The sequence below is a fragment of the Streptomyces sp. NPDC012508 genome (genome assembly GCF_042902595.1).
GTDB lineage: Bacteria > Actinomycetota > Actinomycetes > Streptomycetales > Streptomycetaceae > Streptomyces.
Genome location: NZ_JBIBEO010000002.1, coordinates 524,054 through 543,874 on the forward strand (window position 1 = coordinate 524,054; position 19,821 = coordinate 543,874).

General features: G+C 70.0%; 20 protein-coding genes. 13 read left to right on the forward strand and 7 right to left on the reverse strand.

Annotated features, from left to right (window positions below; all coding sequences use genetic code 11):
- Positions 1-60: 60 nt before the first annotated feature.
- Positions 61-2,064, reverse strand: coding sequence for a flotillin family protein (locus ACFY8U_RS08445; RefSeq protein WP_389567359.1), 2,004 nt, complete (start codon positions 2,062-2,064; stop codon positions 61-63).
- A gap of 63 nt (positions 2,065-2,127) precedes the next feature.
- Positions 2,128-2,529 (reverse strand): hypothetical protein, encoded by a 402-nt coding sequence (locus ACFY8U_RS08450; RefSeq protein ID WP_389567361.1) that lies wholly within the window; start codon positions 2,527-2,529, stop codon positions 2,128-2,130.
- A 228-nt stretch (positions 2,530-2,757) separates the two neighbouring features.
- On the opposite strand from ACFY8U_RS08450, the gene ACFY8U_RS08455 reads away from it, so the two are divergent.
- Together ACFY8U_RS08455 and ACFY8U_RS08460 are read left to right on the forward strand one after the other, a co-directional pair.
- Positions 2,758-3,819 (forward strand): helix-turn-helix domain-containing protein, encoded by a 1,062-nt coding sequence (locus ACFY8U_RS08455; RefSeq protein WP_361666612.1) that lies wholly within the window; start codon positions 2,758-2,760, stop codon positions 3,817-3,819.
- A 77-nt stretch (positions 3,820-3,896) separates the two neighbouring features.
- Positions 3,897-4,196: a DUF3040 domain-containing protein gene (locus tag ACFY8U_RS08460; protein ID WP_389567364.1), complete on the forward strand. Its 300-nt coding sequence runs from the start codon at positions 3,897-3,899 to the stop codon at positions 4,194-4,196.
- Positions 4,197-4,202: 6 nt separating this feature from the next.
- Here ACFY8U_RS08460 and ACFY8U_RS08465 read toward each other — a convergent pair whose 3' ends face one another.
- From ACFY8U_RS08465 to ACFY8U_RS08480, 4 genes are all read right to left on the reverse strand, one after another.
- Positions 4,203-4,514: a hypothetical protein gene (locus ACFY8U_RS08465; protein ID WP_389567367.1), complete on the reverse strand. Its 312-nt coding sequence runs from the start codon at positions 4,512-4,514 to the stop codon at positions 4,203-4,205.
- The gene (locus ACFY8U_RS08470) at positions 4,511-4,804 is read right to left on the reverse strand and encodes a hypothetical protein (RefSeq protein WP_361666616.1); all 294 of its coding nucleotides are present in this window, start codon (positions 4,802-4,804) and stop codon (positions 4,511-4,513) included. The genes ACFY8U_RS08465 and ACFY8U_RS08470 overlap by 4 nt, the downstream gene beginning before the upstream one ends.
- Before the next feature lie 73 nt (positions 4,805-4,877).
- Positions 4,878-5,597 carry a potassium channel family protein gene (locus ACFY8U_RS08475; RefSeq protein ID WP_389567370.1) on the reverse strand — a complete coding sequence of 240 codons (720 nt, stop codon included), beginning with the start codon at positions 5,595-5,597 and terminating at the stop codon, positions 4,878-4,880.
- Positions 5,590-6,957, reverse strand: coding sequence for a TrkH family potassium uptake protein (locus ACFY8U_RS08480; RefSeq protein ID WP_389567372.1), 1,368 nt, complete (start codon positions 6,955-6,957; stop codon positions 5,590-5,592). The genes ACFY8U_RS08475 and ACFY8U_RS08480 overlap by 8 nt, the downstream gene beginning before the upstream one ends.
- Positions 6,958-7,104: 147 nt before the next feature.
- On the opposite strand from ACFY8U_RS08480, the gene ACFY8U_RS08485 reads away from it, so the two are divergent.
- From ACFY8U_RS08485 to ACFY8U_RS08535, 11 genes are all read left to right on the forward strand, one after another.
- A complete protein-coding gene (locus ACFY8U_RS08485; protein ID WP_389567375.1) occupies positions 7,105-7,971 on the forward strand; it encodes an alpha/beta fold hydrolase in 867 nt (288 codons plus the stop codon).
- A gap of 122 nt (positions 7,972-8,093) precedes the next feature.
- A complete protein-coding gene (locus ACFY8U_RS08490; RefSeq protein WP_389567377.1) occupies positions 8,094-8,600 on the forward strand; it encodes a hypothetical protein in 507 nt (168 codons plus the stop codon).
- 54 nt (positions 8,601-8,654) lie between these two features.
- Positions 8,655-10,076: a flotillin family protein gene (locus tag ACFY8U_RS08495; RefSeq protein WP_389567380.1), complete on the forward strand. Its 1,422-nt coding sequence runs from the start codon at positions 8,655-8,657 to the stop codon at positions 10,074-10,076.
- A gap of 44 nt (positions 10,077-10,120) precedes the next feature.
- Positions 10,121-10,648, forward strand: coding sequence for a hypothetical protein (locus ACFY8U_RS08500; RefSeq protein WP_389567383.1), 528 nt, complete (start codon positions 10,121-10,123; stop codon positions 10,646-10,648).
- Positions 10,645-11,379, forward strand: coding sequence for a hypothetical protein (locus ACFY8U_RS08505; RefSeq protein ID WP_389567385.1), 735 nt, complete (start codon positions 10,645-10,647; stop codon positions 11,377-11,379). Before ACFY8U_RS08500 ends, ACFY8U_RS08505 begins: the two co-directional genes overlap by 4 nt.
- Positions 11,380-11,460: 81 nt before the next feature.
- Positions 11,461-13,356 (forward strand): NAD-binding protein, encoded by a 1,896-nt coding sequence (locus ACFY8U_RS08510; protein ID WP_389567388.1) that lies wholly within the window; start codon positions 11,461-11,463, stop codon positions 13,354-13,356.
- 1,191 nt (positions 13,357-14,547) lie between these two features.
- Positions 14,548-15,210 (forward strand): hypothetical protein, encoded by a 663-nt coding sequence (locus ACFY8U_RS08515; protein ID WP_389567390.1) that lies wholly within the window; start codon positions 14,548-14,550, stop codon positions 15,208-15,210.
- Positions 15,210-15,755 carry a flavodoxin domain-containing protein gene (locus ACFY8U_RS08520; protein WP_389567392.1) on the forward strand — a complete coding sequence of 182 codons (546 nt, stop codon included), beginning with the start codon at positions 15,210-15,212 and terminating at the stop codon, positions 15,753-15,755. Before ACFY8U_RS08515 ends, ACFY8U_RS08520 begins: the two co-directional genes overlap by 1 nt.
- A gap of 440 nt (positions 15,756-16,195) precedes the next feature.
- Positions 16,196-16,654 carry a cyclic nucleotide-binding domain-containing protein gene (locus ACFY8U_RS08525; RefSeq protein ID WP_389567395.1) on the forward strand — a complete coding sequence of 153 codons (459 nt, stop codon included), beginning with the start codon at positions 16,196-16,198 and terminating at the stop codon, positions 16,652-16,654.
- 25 nt (positions 16,655-16,679) lie between these two features.
- Positions 16,680-17,309 carry a CBS domain-containing protein gene (locus tag ACFY8U_RS08530; RefSeq protein ID WP_389567399.1) on the forward strand — a complete coding sequence of 210 codons (630 nt, stop codon included), beginning with the start codon at positions 16,680-16,682 and terminating at the stop codon, positions 17,307-17,309.
- 67 nt (positions 17,310-17,376) lie between these two features.
- A complete protein-coding gene (locus tag ACFY8U_RS08535) occupies positions 17,377-18,063 on the forward strand; it encodes a response regulator (protein WP_389567400.1) in 687 nt (228 codons plus the stop codon).
- Positions 18,064-18,068: 5 nt separating this feature from the next.
- On the opposite strand, the gene ACFY8U_RS08540 is transcribed toward ACFY8U_RS08535, so the two are convergent.
- A complete protein-coding gene (locus ACFY8U_RS08540; RefSeq protein ID WP_389567403.1) occupies positions 18,069-19,817 on the reverse strand; it encodes a GAF domain-containing protein in 1,749 nt (582 codons plus the stop codon).
- Positions 19,818-19,821: the final 4 nt, after the last annotated feature.

A 19,821-nucleotide genomic window follows, 5' to 3' on the forward strand; every position in this document is an offset into this window, starting at 1 on the left:
AGGTGGCTGAGCCGCACCCCCGTGGCAGCTCAGCCACCTCCGGCCGCTCCCCCGGGGCGGTCAGTTCTTGGCGGCGCCGTTCAGCGCCTCGAGTCCGGCCGGAGCCGCTCCGTCCAGGACACCGGACTTCATGACCTTCGCCAGCAGCGCGGACACGCTGAGGTTCTGCACATCGGCCGTGGAGAGGGAGCCGAGCACCTTGGTCAGGTCCTCGGTGAAGTCCGAGGTGCCGTTGAGCCACGAGCCCGCGAGGGCCTGCGCGGTCTGCGAGGAATCCATGAAGCCGTCGACCGACTTGCCGAGCGCGATCGACTGCACGAGCCGGTCGAGGAAGACGGACTCCCCGCCGACGATGTTGATGTCGGCGTGCTCCAGACCTGTCGCGAGGACGGTGGCCTGCGCCTCTGCGACCTGGCGCTGCACTTCGAGCCCGGCGAGCCGGATGTCCTTCTCGGCCTCCAGGCGCAGCCGGTACTCCTCGTGGTTACGGGACGCCTCGTCGAGCGCGGTCATGGCGGCCGCCTTCTCGGTCAGACCCGCTGCCTCTGCCTTGAGCTTCTCGCCGATCGCGGTCGCCTCGGCGAGCGCCTTCTCACGGGTGCCGACGGCTTCGGCACGCAGTCGGGCCTCGGTGGCCTCCGCCTCGGCGCGGCCGGCCTTCTCGATGGCGCCTGCCTCCTTCTCCCGTACCTGCACGGCCGCGAGGCCTTCCGCCGCCGCCTCGGCCTGGATGCCCTCGGCGAGTCGGATCTTGGCGCGGGCATCCATGTCGGCGGCCTTGTTACGGGCCTCCGCCAGGGTGAGTTCCTCGGCCGCCCGGTGCACGGCGGCCTGCTCGGCGGCCTCGGCGGCCTTGATGTCCTTGACGAGCCTCTCCTGCGCCTCGGCCTCGGCCGCGATGACGACCGCCTGCCGGTCCCTCTCGGCCTCCTCGACCGCCCGCAGCCGCTTGATGGACTCCTCCTGCTCGGCGACCGTGCGGTCGACCGCGATCCGCTCACGGATCACCTCGGCGATGTCACGGCGCTCGACCTCGACCTCCTTCTCGGCAGAGATGCGGGTGAGTTCGGTTTCCCGGTCGCGGGCAATGACCTCGAGCATCCGGTCCTTCTCGATCCGCTCGTTCTCGACGGCGATGACCCGCTCGCGGTTCTTCTGCGCGACCGCAACCTCACGGGCCTGGTTCTCTCGCTGGATCCCGAGCTGCTCCTCGGTCTTGAGGAAGGCGCTCTGCGCCCGCAGCCGCTCCTCCTCCACGACCCTCGCGGTCTCGGCCTCCTCCCGGGCACGTACGGTGTCGATCTCCCGCTTCTGCTTGATCTCGGCATCCGCCTGGCGCCGCTCCAACTCCAGGATGGCCTCGCGGGCGTCGACGTTCTGCCGGGTGATCTCCTTCTGCTCGTGCTGACGGAACTCGTTGGTACGGACGTTCTCGACAGCCGTCAGCTCGGTGATCTTCCGGATGCCCTGCGCGTCCAGGATGTTGCCGGGGTCCAGATGGGAGAGCGGAGTCTGCTCCAGGTAGTCGATGGCCGCGTCCTCCAGGCTGTAGCCGTTGAGGTCGATGCCGATGATCTCGATGATCCGAAAGCGCAGCTCCTCGCGCTTGGTGTACAGATCGGTGAAGTCGAGCTGCTTGCCGACGGTCTTGAGCGCCTCGGAGAACTTGGCGTTGAACAGCTCCTGCAGCGTTTCCTTGTCGCTGGCCCGCTGGGTGCCGATGGCCTGCGCGACCTTGATGACGTCCTCGACGGTCTTGTTGACCCGCACGAAGAACGAGATCCGGATGTCGGCACGGATGTTGTCCCGGCAGATCAGCCCGTCCCGGCCGGTCCGGGAGATCTCGATCGTCTTCACCGAGATGTCCATGACCTCGGCCTTGTGCAGCACGGGCAGAACGACCTGCCCGGTGAACGTGACGTCGACCTTCCGCATCTTGGACACGATCAGTGCCTTGCCCTGTTCCACCTTGCGGAACAGCCGGCTGAGCACGAACAGGAGGGCGAGGGCAGCGAGCAGGGCGACGGCGACGAGCACGCCGATGCCCACGGTGATGGCATCCATGAGAAGTCCTCGGGTGAGGTGAAGTGTGGTGGGCGGCAGCCCGGAAGAGCACGACCGACGAACTCAGGTCAGGCCGGCGACGTCTTCCCGGGAAGGCCCGGGTTCGTCAGGGAAGAGCGCGGCAAGCGGTCGTACGAGGCGACCCGTCACACGCCAGGAGACGAAGGGCGCGAGAAAGAGCAGGAGCAAGGAGAGCAGTGGGGACAGGGCGCCTTGCAGGGCGGCAGCTTCGAGCAATACGGCGCCGAACAGGCTCAGGAACCAGCCGACCGCGACAAAGACCGAGGCCGCCACAGCGACGGGCAGCCTGCCGAGCTTCAGTGCGTCGGTGTCCACGTCGGAGTCGAACGCGTCGTAGCCCGCCGCACCGCAGAGCACCAGCAGCCAGAAACCGATGACGACGACCAGCGCCGCGGTCAAGAGCAGCGTGGGGAAGCCGACGGCGGCGTTCAGCAACTCCCCCATGGCCTACCCCCTGACGCGTGACAGCTTCCGGCCCCCGGCATCGGCTCTCCACCCACACCCCCGGCAGGCCCATCGTGGCACCGCGGGTGCGCCTCGCACATTGCCGTCGCCCGGCAGTCTTAACGCCTTCTTGATGCCGGTAGCAGCCCCCTCGACGGAGCCATGGCACCCTTGGTCTCCGCGCGTCAGGAACTCATCAACGACGCAACCTGTAGTCGGGGAGGGACCGTGACCGAACGGGAGTCGGCCGAGGAGTACCTGGAGGGGTACGCCGAGATCCTGAAGGGCGTCTGCGTCACCGGACGAAGGCTGACGCGCGAGGAGCTGGAGGGGCTGCGCGCCCGCGGCGAGCGAGCCGCCGAGGCCGGCATGGGTCTGCGCGCTCTCGTCCGCGCCCACCTCTCCGCCGCGAGGGCGACCAACTCCGAGCTGCCGCAGGGGGCTCACGACCACCTTCTGGCAGCCGTCGAGCAGGCAATCGACGCTTTCGCTGAAGGGCACGAGCGGGCACAACGCCTGGCGGTACGTCAGGAAGAGGCGGCGCGCCGCGAGTTCATCGACGACCTGCTGTATGGACGCAGCGATCTCGGCCGCCTGGCCGAGCGCGCCGAACGCTTCGGGCTGCTCCTCTCCCACGCCCACGCCGTGGCCGTCGCCCAGGGACCAGAGCCGTACTCCGACGGATTTCCGGTCTCCCGCAGCGTCGAGTCCTCGCTCGTCGCCCGCTTCGGCAACCGCCGCATCCTTCTCACGACCAAGGACGGCCGGCTGATCTGCGTCGCGCCCGCCGACGAGCCCGACGTGCTCACCCACTTCGCCAAGCAGGCGTACGCCGCCACCGACGGCGGCCAGGTCGCGATCGGCCGCCCCCACTCCGGAGCGGGAGGAGTCGTCCACTCCTACGAGGAAGCCCTCAACGCGCTCGACCTCGCCGCCCGCATGGACCTGAACGACCCCGTCCTGCACGCCGCGGACCTCCTGGTCTACCCCGTCCTCACACGCGACCGGCAAGCGATGGCCGACCTGGTCCTCAGCGTGCTCGGCCCACTCCAGCAGGCCCGCGGCGGCGCCGAGCCGCTCCTCAACACCCTTACTGCGTACTTCGACACCGGCTGCGTGGCCGCCGAGGCCGCCCGACGCCTCTCCCTGAGTGTCCGCGCGATCACGTACCGGCTCGACCGCATCCACCGACTGACGGGCGCCGACCCGGGCGACCCCGCCCAGCGCTACACCCTCCAGACCGCCGTCGTCGGAGCCCGCCTCCTCGGGTGGCCCGACCAGGAACTCTGACCGCTGGGGGCGCCGAGACAGCGCCGGACGGGCACACTGACGGTAGGAGTTCCACAGCAGCGGTGGAGGCGGTCACCATGGGTCACCCCGCAGACGACGAGCGCATCCTTGCCGAGATGGAGCACGGACTCGCCCACGACGACCCCGCCCTCAGCGCCACGATGGAGACGCTGAACCAGCAGTTTCCAGAGCAACCGGAGCGCCCTGTCAAGGCTCGTTCACGGCGCGACCCCCGACTCGTGACGGCGGTCGTCCTGGCCGTCATCGCAGTGCTGGCGCTGATCCTGACAGCCGCCCTGAGCACAAGGCCCGCGCCACCCGACGGGGAGGTCACCCGGCCGGCGGCGCACTCTGCCGTGGTGACCACGCACCGGTGATCGCGTTCAGCGACGCTTCGACCGCGAGGAACGTGCCAGGTGGTCGTAGAGGATCACCCACCCGATGCTCATGGCGACAAGCCCCAGAGCCGTGTACGCACACACCGAGCGCACGCCGGTCGACGCACCGGCCAGGCGTGCTACCTCGCCGGTGCGCACCGCTCCGTACAGGGCCACGCCCGCCACGCCGAGCAGGGGCACGGGTCCCTCGGACCACTTGAGCCTGCCGGGTCTCCAGCCCCGGAGAAGGGCGACGCTCGGCGTGAGAACCAGTACGGCCCCGGCGGCCAGGAGTGTCCAGCTCACCCACGGGCTCACGCCGACGCTCCCTGTGCAGCGCCGTTCGCGCGCACACGGTGCCGACGCATTTCGAACGTACCTACCAGTGCGGTGGCTGCGTTCAGGGGGAACGCAAAGGTCTCGGCGACGACGGTCGTGCCGGTCGCCCGGCTGAGGCTCGCGGCCAGCGCGGCGCAGAGCAGGAGCGCGGGCAGTACGCGGCGCCACCGTGGCAGCTCAGTGAGGCGCCAGACCCGTACGGCGATGACGGTGTTGAACGTCAGGAAGGCGAGCGCCCACAGGGCGAGCACGACGAGGGTGAGAGGCATGGTGGCTGCTTCCGGGCAGGCGGACGACTGTGCCGACCAGACTTCCCGGCTCACCAGCAGTGGATCCTAGCGGTCAGGGCAGATCTGTGAACGCCTCCACGGCCTGGGTCTTGCCCGTGACCACGATGATGTCGCCCTTCTCGACAACCGTCTCGGCGGTCGCATAGGTGAAGTCTTCCCCGGGCCGCTTGATGCCGACGACGGTCACGCCGTACTCGCTGCGGACCCGGGAGCGTCCCAGAGGCTGTCCAGTGGCCACGCCCGGTGCGACGGTCTTGACGAGGGCGTAGTCGTCGTCGAACTCGATGAAGTCGAGCATCCGGCCGGTGACGAGGTGCGCGACCCGCTCGCCCATCTCGTGTTCGGGCAGGACGACGTGGTGGACGCCGAGGCGTTCGAGGATCTTGCCGTGCTGGCGGCTGATCGCCTTGGCCCAGATGTTGGGGACGCCGACTTCGAGGAGGTTGGAGCTGACCAGGATGCTGGCCTCGATGTCGGTGCCGATGCCGACCACGGCGCTGGTGAACTCGTGGACGCCGAGCTGGCCCAGGACGTCCGGGTCGGTGGAGTCTGCGACGACGGCGTGGGTGAGCAGGTCGCTGTACTTCTGGACGAGCCGGGCGTCGGTGTCGATGCCGAGGACGTCCCAGCCCCGATGCATCAGCTCGTTGGCGAGGGAGAATCCGAAGCGGCCGAGACCGATGACGGCGACACGTTGGTCTGTGGCCACCTGGTGCTGCTCGGTCAGCCGCCAGCGCCGGCGCTTGCGCAGGTTGTGCAGGTAGTTAGCCAATGACGGGTCGCTCCTCGGGCAGTTCGTAGCGTCGTGTGCGCTCACGCAGGGCGAGTGCCGACACGAGGGTGATGGGGCCGATGCGGCCGATGAACATCAGGCCGACGAGGATGAGCTGCGCGATCGCCGGGAGGTCGGCCGTGATGCCGGTGGACAGGCCGACGGTCGCGAAGGCCGAGACCACCTCGAAGACGACGACGTCCAGCGGCTCCTCGCTCACCGACAGCACGGCCAGGGTGGCGGCCATGACCAGGCCCACGCCGAGGAGCGCCACCGTGAGCGCCTGGCGCAGCACATGCGGGGCGAGGCGGCGGCCGAGGACGACCGAGTTCGGCTCGCCGCGTACCTCGGCCAGGATCGCGGCCGCCAGGACGGCGAAGGTGGTGACCTTGATGCCGCCGGCCGTTCCCGCGCTGCCGCCGCCGATGAACATCAGGGCGCACGTCATCAAGAGCGTGGAGGAATGCAGTGCGCCGATGTCGAGGGAGTTGAAGCCGGCGGTGCGGCTCATCGACGAGTAGAAGAAGCTGTTCAGGAGCTTGCCCCACACGTCGTACGCGCCGAGCGTGGCGGGGTTGGTCCACTCCAGGAGGCCCGTGAGCACCGTCCCGACTGCCAGCAGGACCATTGACGTGATGACCGTGAGCTTGGTGTGCAGGGTCCAGTTCCTGCGGCCCGTGGTACGCGCCCGGTTGCGGTGGCGCAGCAGCTCCAGCATGACCGGGAACCCGATGCCGCCCAGGATGACGGCGAGCGCGATCGGCAACGTGACCCACGGGTCCTGGGCGTAGCGGGTGAGGCTGTCGGCATGCAGACCGAACCCGGCGTTGTTGAAGGCCGACACGGCGTGGAAGTACCCCAGGTACGCGGACTCGCCGAAGCCGTAGCCGTACCCGAAGCGGAACCGCAGCGCGAGGAACGCGCCGACACCGAGCTCCACGGCCAGGGTCGTGCCGGCCACACCGAGGAGGACCTTGCGGACGTCTCCGATGCCGAGGCTCTTCGTCTCCGCCTGCGCCGTCAGCTGCATCCGCAGCCGCAGCCGGCCCGAGACGAGGAGGGCGAGCAACGAGGCCATCGTCATGATGCCGAAGCCGCCGACCTGGATCAGCGCGAGGATGACGCCCTCGCCGAAACCACTCCAGTACGTGCCGGTATCGACGACCGCGAGGCCGGTCACGCACACGGCAGAAGTCGACGTGAACAGCGCGGTCAGCAGGTCGGTGGCACCACCGTCCTCGGTCGCGAGCGGCAGCATCAGCAGCATCGTGCCGACCATCGCCACACCCGCGAACCCGAGGACCACCGTGCGGGCGGGATGTGCCGTGAAGAGCGCCCGTGCGCGCTGGGGCGCGGTCACTACCACCGGCGCTGTCCTCTTCCCGCGAGTTGATGCTGATGTGATGTCAAGAGAGCGTCATCGACCGGCGCAACAGTACCTCCGCGCCCGTGGGGGACGAGCGACCGGCACGATGGCGGCACGGGTGCTCGGTTCTACGCTGTGGCGATGCGATCGATCTACCGCGGCCCGGCCGCGCACGACCAGGTGCGCGACTGGTGCGAGAAGCGCCTCGACGCGTGGCCGGTGCCCCACACCCGCTCGCATGTCGACACCTCTGCGGGAGCGACTCATGTGACGACGGTGGGGGCTGCCCCGACTCCAGGGACTCCGAGCATCGTCCTCGTACCGGGGACGAACATGAACGCAGCTGTCTCCCTGGACACGCTGGAGTCACTGTCAGGTGTCGGTCAGGCAATCGCGGTGGACGTTCCGGGGCAGCCCGGTCTGAGTGCGGATGTTCGTCCCGGGCGCGACCGTGCAGCGTGGTACGGGCGCTGGCTGTCACAGGTCGTGGACCAGGTGGCGCCCCAGGGTGCGGTGGTCGTGGGGCATTCGCTGGGCGGCGCGATCGCACTCGCCTCCACCTCGGAGCGGATCACAGCCCGGGTCGTCGTCTCCCCTGCGGGGCTGATCAGGCTGCGGGTCAGCCCCGCCGTACTCGGGGCGACGCTCCCGTGGTTGCTGCGTCCCACTGTTCACCGCGCCGAGCGACTTCTACAGCACATGACGGCCCCCGGTACTCGGCCACCGCATGCATTGGCCGACTGGATGGCGCTCGTGGGCACGACGTGCCGCAGCAGCCTCGCTCCCCGGCCTCTGCCGCGATCGGCGCTGACGGCCGCCCGGACTGCTCCGGTCTTCGTGATCGTCGGTGCACACGACACCTTTCTGCCGGCCTCTGCGCTGCGTCGCGCCGCACGACGCCTGCTCGGTGCCGATCTCCTTGTGATCGGCGATTCTGGGCACCTGGTCCTGGACGAGGCGGTGGAGCGAGCCGCCATGGTCGTTTCTGAGGCGCTCGGCGCGCGTTAACGGCATCAAGAACGCGTAAAGATTGCCGGACTCCGGCAGTGAACTCCCGTGCGGTTCGGTGGGAACATCCTTTGACGGCAGAAGCGGCACCGCATCTGCGTGCGAGCCGAGGGGACAGTGACATGACGTGGTTTCTGGGCCTCGGCACCGCGGGACTCGTGCTGCTCGTCCTTGCCCTCGTCCTCGACGGTCTGTTGGAGGGGGTCTTCGACGGACTCGGCTCGGGACTGGACGGGTTTCTGTCATTGCCGGTGATCGCCGGTTTCGTGTCGGCGCTCGGGTTCGCGGGGGCGATCACGATGGGGGTCACCGGTACGGGGGCGGGGGTCGCCACCGGTGCGGGCGTGGTCGCGGGGGGCGTCGTGGCCTGGCTGACGGGGAAGTTCAGTCGGGCGCTGATGCGTGACGGAGCCGCGCCCGCGCCGAGGGGCGAGGATCTGACCGGTGGTTCGGGGACGGTCGTCACCGCCATTCCCGGGGACGGCTACGGCGAGGTTCTGCTCTACCTGAGCGGCCAGCCGGTGAAGTACGCGGCGAAGGCGTCCGGTCCGGTTCCGCGTGGCGCCGAGGTCTGGGTCGAGGCGGTGCTCTCGCCGACCTCGGTCGTCGTACGTCCCGTCGAGCGCTGACCGCTGCCCCCGACTTGCTCTGTTTCTTTGGCTCCACTTTCAAGGGATGTGCTCATGAGCCCTGTTCTCACCGCTGTGGTGGGCATCGTCGTACTCGTCGTCCTGCTTGGTCTTGTGGTCATCACGCGCTACAAGGTCGCCGGTCCGAGCGAGGCGTTCATCATCACGGGCCGCAGGGGGAAGCAGGCCACCGATCCCGCCACGGGGCGGGTGTTCACCGACAACAGCGGCCAGAAGGTCGTGGTCGGCGGCGGCGTCTTCGTCGTGCCGTTCGTCCAGCAGAAGTTCACCCTCGACCTGTCCAGCCGGCACATCCCGGTCGCCGTGCGCGGCGCGGTCACGCTGCGCGGCGTGAAGGCCAACCTGGAGGGCGTCGCGATCGTCAAGGTCGGCGGGACGGAGGACTCGATCCGGGCCGCCGCACAGCGGTTCCTGATGCAGCAGGACGGTATCGTCGGCTTCACCCAGGAAGTGCTCTCCGGCGCGCTCCGCTCCATCGTGGGACGTATGTCGGTCGAGGACATCATCCGCGACCGCGCCGCCTTCGCCGGACAGGTCGCCGAGGAGGCCGAGGCCAGCCTCTCCGGCCAGGGCCTGGTCCTGGACGCCTTCCAGATCCAGGACATCACCACCGAGGGCTCCTACCTCGAGGACCTCGGCCGTCCGGAGGCCGCCCGCGCCAAGCAGGAGGCCGACATCGCCGAGGCCGTCGCCCGCCGTGCAGCCGAGCAGGCCCGGCTCAAGGCGGAGGAGGAGATCGCGATCGCCCAGCGGACCCTCTACCTGAAGCAGGCCGAGATCAAGGCCCAGACCGACGAGGCCGCCGCCCAGGCCAACGCCGCCGGTCCCCTCGCCGAGGCCGACCGCCAGCAGCAGATCCTCGCCGAGCAGGAGAAGGTCGCCGAGCGGCAGGCGGCACTGACCGACCGTCAGCTCGACACCCAGGTCCGCAAGCCCGCCGACGCCGCCCGATACCAGGCCGAACAGGAGGCCGAGGCCCGCCGCATCGCCCTGGTCAAGCAGGCCGAGGCCGACGCCCAGCGCGCCCGCCTGACCGGTGAGGGCGAGAAGGCCCACCGCGCCGCCCTGGCCGACGCCCTACGCATCGAGGGCGAGGCCCAGGCCGCCGCCATCTCCGCCAAGGGCTCCGCCGAGGCCGAGGCCATGCAGAAGAAGGCCGATGCCTTCGACAGGTACGGCGATGCGGCCGTCCTGCAGATGCTCGTCGAGGTCCTGCCCCAAGTCGTCGCCAAGGCCGCCGAACCCCTTGCCGCCATCGACAAGATGACCATCATCTCCACCGACGGAGCGAGCAAGCTCTCCCGCACCGTCACCGACAACGTCGCCCAGGGTATGGAACTCCTCTCCTCCACCACCGGCGTCGACCTTGCCGCCCTCCTCCAGGGCATCACCAGCAAGGCGGAGCCGGCGGCCGTGCCGGCCGCGACGAGCGCGCAGGTCGAGATCACCGACTGAGACACCAGTCCGACGGGGGGCACGGCGTGAGAAGAAGCTTCAAAGTGCACGCGGGGCTGCAGCTGGCCCTGGCCATAATGGCGTTGTCCGCGGCCGCCTATAGCGCCGTCCCCCACCTTCCGCCGTTCGCCGGCGAGGGGATTCTTCTCGGTATCGGGTTCGCGCTGCTTTTCCCGCTCCACGCCGCGACGATCTTCCGCAGCATCGCGCTCGAGATCCGCGTCAGGGGATACGCGAGCAACAGGACGAACCAGTGGCGTGCTCTGAAGTCCCTTCCGGGCCGGGTGCACGTCCTGCTCGTGGGCCTGGGTCTGGCAGGGGCCGTCCTGCTCTCCGGAGCGTTCTCGGACGACTCGGGCCTCCAGGCGACCGATGCCGTCCGGGGCCGCTACTACGCCGTCGACACCACCGACCCTCAGCGGCAGAGGATCGAGGTCACCGGAAGCCAGTACGAGGCGCTGAGCAAGCAGGGCCAGAAGACGATGCTCGCGATCTACGGCCTCATAGCGGCCGGCGGTGGCGGCCTGACCCTCGTCTTCGCGAAGCTGGAGAACTGGGCCGGACGGCCGTGACGCGGGCTCCGCGACACGGCAAGCCGTACGACACAAGACGGCTGCGCATACGCGCCGTACTCATCGGGCTCGCCGGAGTGTCAGCCCTCGTCGCAGGCACCGTCCTGTTCGCGTGGCTCCCCCATGCGGTGGCAGAGGAGCGGGCGTTCCGCGCGGCGACCGAGTGCCGCGGGGCGGCGACGACGGACTGCCTGCGAGCGGGTTGGTACACCGTCGAGTCCGTTCAGGTGCACCGCGGCAAGAGCCCAGGCGGATGGGTCGTGGTCTCCGGGCCCGACGAAGCAGCCGGTGAGGTGGAGTTCTCCGGCGTCGGTGACTTCTTGGATCAGGTGCGCCCCGGCGATCGGGTCGCGGGCACGATCTGGCGAGGCAGGATCATCGTCCTCTCCAACGAGCGGGCCGCGCAGCGGACCAACTCCCACCCGGCCGGCGACTCGCAGTTCGCCGCCGGAACCGGCACCGCCCTCCTGCTGGCCGGAGGACTCGGTGTCCACCTGTCGCAGTGGTCGCTCCGACACCAGGAGGCTGCCGCGTGGCGCCGGAAGCCGGCTGCACTCGGCAGAAGCACCTGGGCGGTGGGCCTGCTAAGCGCCTGGTCCTTCCTCCTGCCGGTCCTCCTGCACGGCCGGAGCACAGACCTAGGCGTCTACTTCGCGCTCTGGACACCCGCCGCCCTGACAGCGTGCGCGGTCCTGATCCACGTTGGCCGGCGAGGCCGCGCGCCTCGCTGATGGCAGCCGCGGGGCATTTCCCGGCGCCGAACCTGAGGGCAGTGATCGAATCAGTGCATTCACCACGTCATAGGGGGAGACATGGCGGCACTGCCGCAGCAGGGGAACGCCGAGGCACGGGTCGGCGGGCACATGGTGGTCTGTGGCGACGACGGCCTTGCCCACCGACTGGCGGACGAGCTGCGGGAGGTCTACCGGCAGCGGGTCGTCCTGGTCGTCACCGGCGAACGGGCCGCGGCGCGGACCGCCGAACCGGTCACGGCGCCGGCGGACACGACGAGTGGGGGCACGGTCGTGCCCGTACACGTGATGACGGCGCAGGCGCCGACGGAAGAGGCGCTGCTACGGGCCGACGTCGAGCTGGCGACCGCGCTCGCATTGCTGTACGAGGACGACGAGACGAACCTGCGGGCCGCGCTCGTCGCCCGTCGGCTCAGCCCCGGACTGCGGCTGGTGGTCCGCATGTACAACCGCAAGCTCGGCCAGCACCTGGAGGAGATGCTCGACCAGGCGGCGCTCGTGCACTCCCCCGGCATGGACCGGGCCGTCCTCGACGCCTCCACGACCGTCCTGTCCGACGCGGACACCGCGGCCCCCGCCCTCGCCGCCACCGCCGTAGCCGGCACGAGCAAGGTCGTCCAGGCCGACGGCGTGCTCCTGCGCGCAGCCGAACGCACCCCGCCGGGACGCGGCGAGGTACCGGACCCCGGCCTGTGCACCCTGGCGCTGCTGTCGTCCACGACCGCCGACCCGGCGGGCGCAGAAGGCTCGGAGGCCAGCGGCCCGCAAGGCCCCGTCCTTCTGCCCGACGACCGGACCGCGGCGGGCACCACCGGGCGCGGCAGCGTCGTCCTGGAGACCGTCCGATACACCGGTCCCGCCCTGCCCGCACGGCGCCTGGCCCGCCGTGGGGCGCCGCTGCGTGACCTCTTCTCCAGCCGCCTGCGCTGGGCGCTCGCCGGCATCGTCGCCTCCGTCCTCGCCCTGACCCTCACCACCACAGCGCTCACCGACGCCGACCCGGTGCACGCCGCCTACATCACGCTGCTCGACCTGTTCTCCATCAACGACCCCGCCATCGACGCGCCGGCCACGAACAAGGTCCTCCAGCTCCTGACCGGGCTCGTCGGCCTCGCCCTGCTCCCCCTCCTCGTCGCCGGAGCACTGGAGGCACTCGGCACCTTCCGCAGTGCGGGCGCCCTACGCCGCCCGCCCCGCGGCCTGTCCGGCCACGTCGTCCTGCTCGGCCTCGGAAAGGTCGGCACCCGCGTCCTCGCCCGGCTGCGAGAACTCGACATCCCGGTCGTCTGCGTCGAGGAGGACCCCGATGCCCGCGGCATCCCTCTCGCCCGCAACCTCGGTGTGCCCGTCGTCCTCGGCGACGTCACCGATGACGGCATCCTGGAGGCGGCGAAGATCCATCGGGCGCACGCCCTGCTCGCCCTCACCAGCTCCGACACCACCAACCTGGAGGCCGCGCTCTACGCACGTACCGTCAAGGCCGATCTGCGCGTGGCCATGCGCCTGTACGACGACGACTTCGCCACCGCCGTCTACCGCACCCTGCGCACCGCCCACCCCGACGCCCTCACCCGCAGCCGCAGCGTCACCCACCTCGCCGCCCCCGCCTTCGCCGGCGCCATGATGGGCCGCCAGATCCTCGGCGCCATCCCCGTCGAGCGCAAGGTCCTGGTCTTCGCCGCCCTCCTCGTCGCCGGACACCCCCAGTTCGAAGGACGTACCGTCTCCGAAGCCTTCCGTCCCGGCGCCTGGCGCGTCCTCGCCATCGACACAGCCTCCCCCGCCGCGCGCCGCCCCGACCTCGCCTCCACCCACCACGACGGCGAACAGCCACAACTGCTCTGGGACCTCCACCCAGGCTACGTGCTACGACCAGAGGACCGCGTTGTCATCGCCGCCACCCGACGCGGGCTCGCGGAACTGCTGGGGAGACAGCCTGCGGGCAGCAGCTCCTGAGCTGTATCAGCCGGACGCGGGAGAAAGGAGTGGACTCAGCGCCGCCGTGACCGTCCGCCGCACAGGAGCGGAAGGGTCGTGCGAACGCGAACGGCTGACCGAAGCGGAAGCATCGCGGCAGAAACGCATCCGTCGCGATGGAAGGAGCCCGCTTCCAGCAAGCAGAGGCGTTCCGCGTCAGGCACTCCGAAGCGCGGGAAGCGGCATAGCGCCACACCACCCGACTGGACCGGGACGTGGGCGCCGCGCGCACGCAAGTGCCACCGGGCCAGGCCAGAACCGAAGCCGAAGCATGGATCAGTTGGACGGCAGCCACTGTGGAGCGCCCCGATCCGCTGAATTCACCACCCCGGCTGCCCGACGCTCCCCAACCACGCTCCGAAGACTTGAAGCCCTTCCTCGGCACGGCCCGCCGCGACGGCAATTCCCGAGGAGAATCGACCACGTAACGCAGCACGATCCTAAAAGACGCTGAAAGACTCATCCGCGCCCAGGTCACGGGTGGCCCTATGCGGGTCGAAAGCGCCTTGATCTCGCCAGCCTCACCACGTTCCTCGCCGCCTGGTTCACGATCGGGGCGCCCCTCTTCCCATTCGGCCATCCCCTTCCCGCCAAGGCGCGACGCACGCAGCAGACGAGGGACCCGCGGTGGCAGGGGTCCCGGCTCCTCGCCCTCGCACCCGAGGTCGGCAACTGGAGGACACCACCGGGACAGATGCTGACCACTTGCCGACTTTTCTGACGTATCGTCAGGTCGGATCGGGAGGGTTGTGTCGGCCCAACCACTCCCCCACCGCGACCACGATGCCAGCCTACGCAAGGCCCCTCGGAGCCTCTGCGTGATCACTGTCACTGCGACATGCGGGACGCACCACCCCGCCCCGCTGTGGTCGCCGACGGCTGGCTACCGCTCCCGCCCCGAGCGAGTGGGCCCTGGTGGACGGACTTCGAATCCCCTCGGGGATGGCCAGCCGCGGTGTGTTCGGTCCGCTGTCCAGCGACGACGAGCATAGGCCGCCCACCTGGTCCGAATCGGCGACGCTCGCCGCACCGCGTACGGCCGGGCATGGCAGGGGAGGCCGCCGCCGTGGGGCGGGCGGAGACGTCGGCGATGCGACTGGGGACCGTTCGACCCCAGCGAGATGCCTGCCCTGTGGACCAGACTGGTGGTGTCGGATCCGGGAGGTCTCCATGAATACCCAGCCGAGCGTCACCGCGGCAGCCGAGCCCCTCCTGCTCGACGCGGCTCTGCCCGAGTTCCGGTTCTCCCGCCTCGAGTGCGCCGTGATCGCCGCCGCGCCGGACCTCGTGTTCGGCGCAGCCCGAGATCTGGACATGCTGTCCATCCACTCGCCGCTGTTCGACGCGCTCATGTGGGCGCGTGGAGTGCCGGACCGGCTGCGCCGTCGGCCCGTGGTCACACCGCCGTCGATGCGGGTGTCCGATCTGTTCGACACCGACGCACGTGGTGGTCAAGGGGACCCGGAGGCCCAGCCCTGGGTTGCCCTGGGTGAGCGCGCGGGCCGCGAGATCGTCTTCGGGGCAGTCGGCAAGGTGTGGAGGCCCACCCTCGAGTGGCGCCGTGTCGAACCCGGTAAGTACATGAGCTTCGACGAGCCCGGCTGGGCGAAGATGGCGGCTGCCTTCGTCATCCACCCCTACGGTGCACGGCGGTCCCTCCTGACCTACGAGGCGCGCACCGCCTGCACCGACCCCGATTCCACCACACGGTTCGGCCGCTACTGGATGTTCGTGTCCCCGGGCGTCGGCGTCGTGCTACGCGGGGCACTCAGGACGATCGGGAAGGCCGCGGAGGCGGCCGGAGAACAGAGTCCGAGAGGAGACGAGGCGTGATGCGTGCGGTGATCGTGTACGAGAGCCTGTTCGGCAACACACGCGAGATCGCTGACGCGATCGGAGAGGGCGTGAAGGAGGCGCACCCGGACGCCGAGGTCGAGTGCGTGGCAGTCGTCGACGCGCTGCCCGAACGCATCGGTCCCACCGATCTGCTGGTCGTCGGCGGGCCGACCCATATGCGGGGCATGACCACCGGGATGAGCCGGAAGATGGGGCTGAAGGCCGAGGAGCAGGAGGCCGAGAAGAAGGAGCGTCCCTTCACCCCCGAGGAGGGCGCCGAAGGCCCTGGCGTCCGCGACTGGTTCCACCACAGTCTCCCGAAGGCCCACACCGGTACCCATGCTGCCGCGGCCTTCGACACCCGGGCGGATATGCGGCTGGCCGGCGCCGCCGCCGGCGGCATCGCGCGCCGGCTGCGCGGCCATGGCTATGAACTCGTCGCAGAACCGGAAGGATTCATCATCGAGGACACCGAAGGACCGCTACGCGAGGGCGAAAGGGATCGCGCGAGGGCGTGGGGCGCGGCTCTCCAGGTGGCTTGACTGGCCCCCATAGGAACGCCACCGATCTTCGTGAGAGCACGTCGAACAGGCCCCTCTCCCGTAGCGGAGGCCGCCATGCGAGGGCCTGCGACCTCACTCCTGTGCAGGTCTCGGCCACGCAGCCAGAGCCAAAGGCTCGGCTGGACGTGAGTGCCAAGACCCACGGGCGGCGATGGCCGGTGAAGCGGAGATCAGGTCCGTACACATCCTGGCCGACGCACTCGCCGGCTCCGACCGGGACTCGGGTGCGGTCGGCGAAGCCGCGCTCCGTCAGCCAGGGCGCGACACGAATCCGATGCGTGCCGCACACGGCGGGACGCCCGAGGCGGGTTGACACGCCTCGCACGGGCCGAACAGGGCCCCAAGGGGGCCATCCGGCCCTCCTCCCCCATCACACACCGAGGCAAGACTGGGAGTGGACACCGATCAGGAGGCCCCCGATGAGTACTCCCCCCAACCCGCGGCTCACGGCAGCTCTCTCCGCCGACCAGCGTGACCGGCTGTTGCAGTGCGCCGGCCCGGTGGACTTCCCTGAAGGGACCCGGCTGTTCGAGGAAGGCGGGTACGCCGATCGGTTCTGGATCGTCCGTACCGGGACGGTCACCCTGGACGTCCGCGTGCCCGGCAAGCGGCCGGCCGTGGTCGACAGTGTCAGTGCGGGTGAACTGCTCGGCTGGTCGTGGCTGTTCGAGCCGTACCGCTGGCACTTCGGGGCCGAGGCCATGACGCGGGTACGAGCGGACGAGTTCGACGCGGCGACCGTGCGCATGATCATGGACTCCGATCCGAGCTTCGGCCTCGCCCTGGACCACTTCGTCGGACAGATGCTCGCCCACCGTCTCTTCTCCGCCCGTGTGCGGCTGCTGGATCTCTACGCACCGCACGGGAGCGGCCTGTAGATCCCCACCCCTCAGGGAGAACGTGATGCCCGCCTCGCGCTACACCGTCAGCGACGTCATGACCCACACCGCCATCGCCATCGGGCGTGACGCGCCGTACAAGGAGATCGTCGCGCTCATGGACCAGTGGAAGGTGAGCGCCGTTCCCGTTCTGGAGGGGGAGGGACGGGTGATCGGGGTCGTGTCGGAGGCCGATCTCCTGGCGAAGGAGGAGTTCCGGAGCGATGTACCCCGCCCCGACGAGTTCGACGCGGCGTCCAAGGCCGGAGCCCTACGGGCCGGTGAGCTGATGTCCAGCCCGGCCGTGACCGTCCACCCGGACGCGACGCTCGCCGAGGCGGCTCGGATCATGGCCAAGCGGAGGGTGAAGCGGCTGCCCGTCGTGAACGACGTCGGCATGCTGGAGGGCGTCGTCAGCCGGAGCGACCTGCTGAAGGTGTTTCTCCGTACGGACGCCGACATCGAGCAGGAGATACGCCGATCCGTCCTCGGCGAGATGCCCGTTCCGGCAGGGCTGGAGGTCGCGGTGACGGAGGGGGTGGCCACGATCCGCGGCGCGCTCGCCGACCGGGCGCTGGTCCCGCTCCTCGTCCGCGCGGTGCGCGCGGTGGAGGGGGTCGTCGACGTCCGGATGGATCTCGATCCCGCCCCTTGAGCCGTTCCATGGCGGACAATCCTCATAGGGACGTTCTGTCCGTGCCCGACCGACCGCAGGGGTCGCCATGTCCGATCTGCCGGCATCCACCGCACACACTCGCGTCTTCCTCGTGGATGACCACGAGGTCGTCCGCCGGGGTCTTCGCGACCTGATCGACGACGAGCCCGACATGGAAGTGGTCGGCGAGGCGGCCACCGCCGACCAGGCCCTGGCCAGGGGCCCCGCTCTGCGGCCGGACGTGGCGGTTCTCGATGTCCGGCTGCCCGACGGTGACGGGATCTCCGTGTGCCGGGAGCTGCGCTCGCGGATGCCGGAGCTGGCATGCCTGATGCTGACCTCGTTCGACGACGAGGACGCACTCCTCGACGCGATCATGGCGGGAGCGGCGGGGTACGTCCTCAAACAGATCAAAGGCTCCGACCTGGTGTCGGCCGTACGAACCGTGGCCACGGGCCAGTCGATGCTCGACCCGGCCACCACCGCCCGGCTGATGCACTCGCTGCGCGACCCCGAGGCGGCGAAGCCGCCGGAGGACGAGCGGCTCGCGGCGCTGTCAGAGAGGGAGCGTTCCGTACTCGAACTCATCGGCGAGGGGCTCACCAATCGGCAGATCGCCAAGCGGCTCTATCTGTCGGAGAAGACGGTCAAGAACCACATCTCACGGCTGCTCGGCAAGCTCGGCGTGGAGCGCCGCGTCCAGGCCGCCGTCATCGCCGCGCAGGCGCACGAACATGACGCCGAGCAGACGTAGCCCGCTCACTGCCGCTCGGCCGACTCCCGCTCGGCCGGAAGCGGGATCCGCCACTCCAGCACGGTGCCGCTGCCCGGCGCCGCTCGTGCGAACACCGACAGGGCGCCGCCCAGCCGCTCGGCCCGTTCGGAGAGGTTCCGCAGTCCACTGCGGCTACCCCCCTGCGAAATGCCGATGCCGTCGTCGCTCACCGTCACCGCCAGCACGCCGTCTTCGACGACGACGGACACTTCCGCCCTGCTCGCCCGGGCATGCCGCGCCACGTTGGTGAGCGCTTCCCCGAGGACGGCCAGCACCTGCTCGGCCGCACCCGGCGGCACGTCCGTGTCGAGCAGGCCCTCCATGCGCAGCGCCGGAGCGAATCCGAGCGTCGACGCGGCCGAGTCCACGGCCTTGACCACGCGGTTTCTCAGTTTCGGGGCGGTTCCGGGGGTGTCATGTTCGCGAAGGCCGAAGATGGTCGATCGGATGATCTTGATGGTGGCGTCGAGGTCGTCGATCGCCCGGGTCAGCCGGTCCGCGGCCTCCGGGTGCTCGACGAAGCGACGGGCGCTCTGCAGCGTCATCCCGGTGGCGAAGAGACGCTGGATCGCCAGATCGTGCAGGTCCCGGGCGATCCGGTCACGGTCCTCCAGAAGGCTCACCTGCTCCGCGTCACGACGGCGGTCGGCCAGTTCGAGCGCCAGGGCCGCCTGACCCGCGAATCCGGGAAGAGCAATGACCTCCGCGGGCGTGAAGAGGGGTCGCCCGTGGCGCCGCGCGAGGATCAGCACCCCGCTGAGTCGCTCCTTGGTTCCGACCGTGACGGCCACCGCCGGCCCGAAACCCTTCCACCGCTCCGGCTGAACCGTGATGCGCGGCTCATTCTCCACATCGGCGACCGTGGCCAGGCCCTCCTGCGCCAGGGCGGCCTCGACCAGCGTTCCTTGGCTGCTCGGGAGGACGACGCCCCGGTGCGCCTCGGCCCCCTCGCCGCAGGCCAGCGAGCCCCGCAGCTCACCGCCCGTTCCCACCAGGTAGAAGACCCCCATGTCGGCGCCCGCGATGTCCACGGCCTGTTCCAGCATCCCCTCGAGGACCTGGGACTCCTCCGCGCCGGACAGGAGGGCGCTGGTCAGGTCGGAGTTCGCGGCCAGCCAGCGCTGCCTGAGCCTGCCCTCCTCATACAGACGGGCGTTCTCGATCGCGATGCCGGCCGCGACGGCCAGGGTCGTCACCACGGCCTCGTCCTCGGCGTCGAAGTCCGCCGCTCCGCGCTTCTCGGTGAGGTACAGGTTGCCGAACACCTCGTCGCGGACCCGGATGGGTACGCCGAGGAAGGAGTGCATCGGCGGGTGGTGGGGCGGGAATCCGTACGAGGCCGGGTGCTCGGACAGCTCCGGCAGGCGCAGCGGCTGGGGATTGCGGATCAGTTCACCGAGGAGGCCGTGCCCGGAGGGCAGGTCGCCGATCTGCTCGCGCAGGTCGTCGCCGATGCCGATGGGGAGGAACTCGGACAGTCTGTTGTCGTCACCGATGACACCCAGGGCGCCGTACTCGGCGTCCACGAGGGCCACCGCCGCCTCCACGATGCCACGCAGCACCTGCGGCAGGTCGAGTTCGCGGCCCACGGACATGACGGCTTCGAGCAGCCCGTTGAGCCGGTCCCTGGTGCCACGCACCGCGTCGATGCGCACCTGGACCTCGTCGAGCAGCTCGTCGAGTCTCAGCCGCGGAAGCCTGCCCTCCGCGGATTCCGGGCCCTCACGACCCATCCAA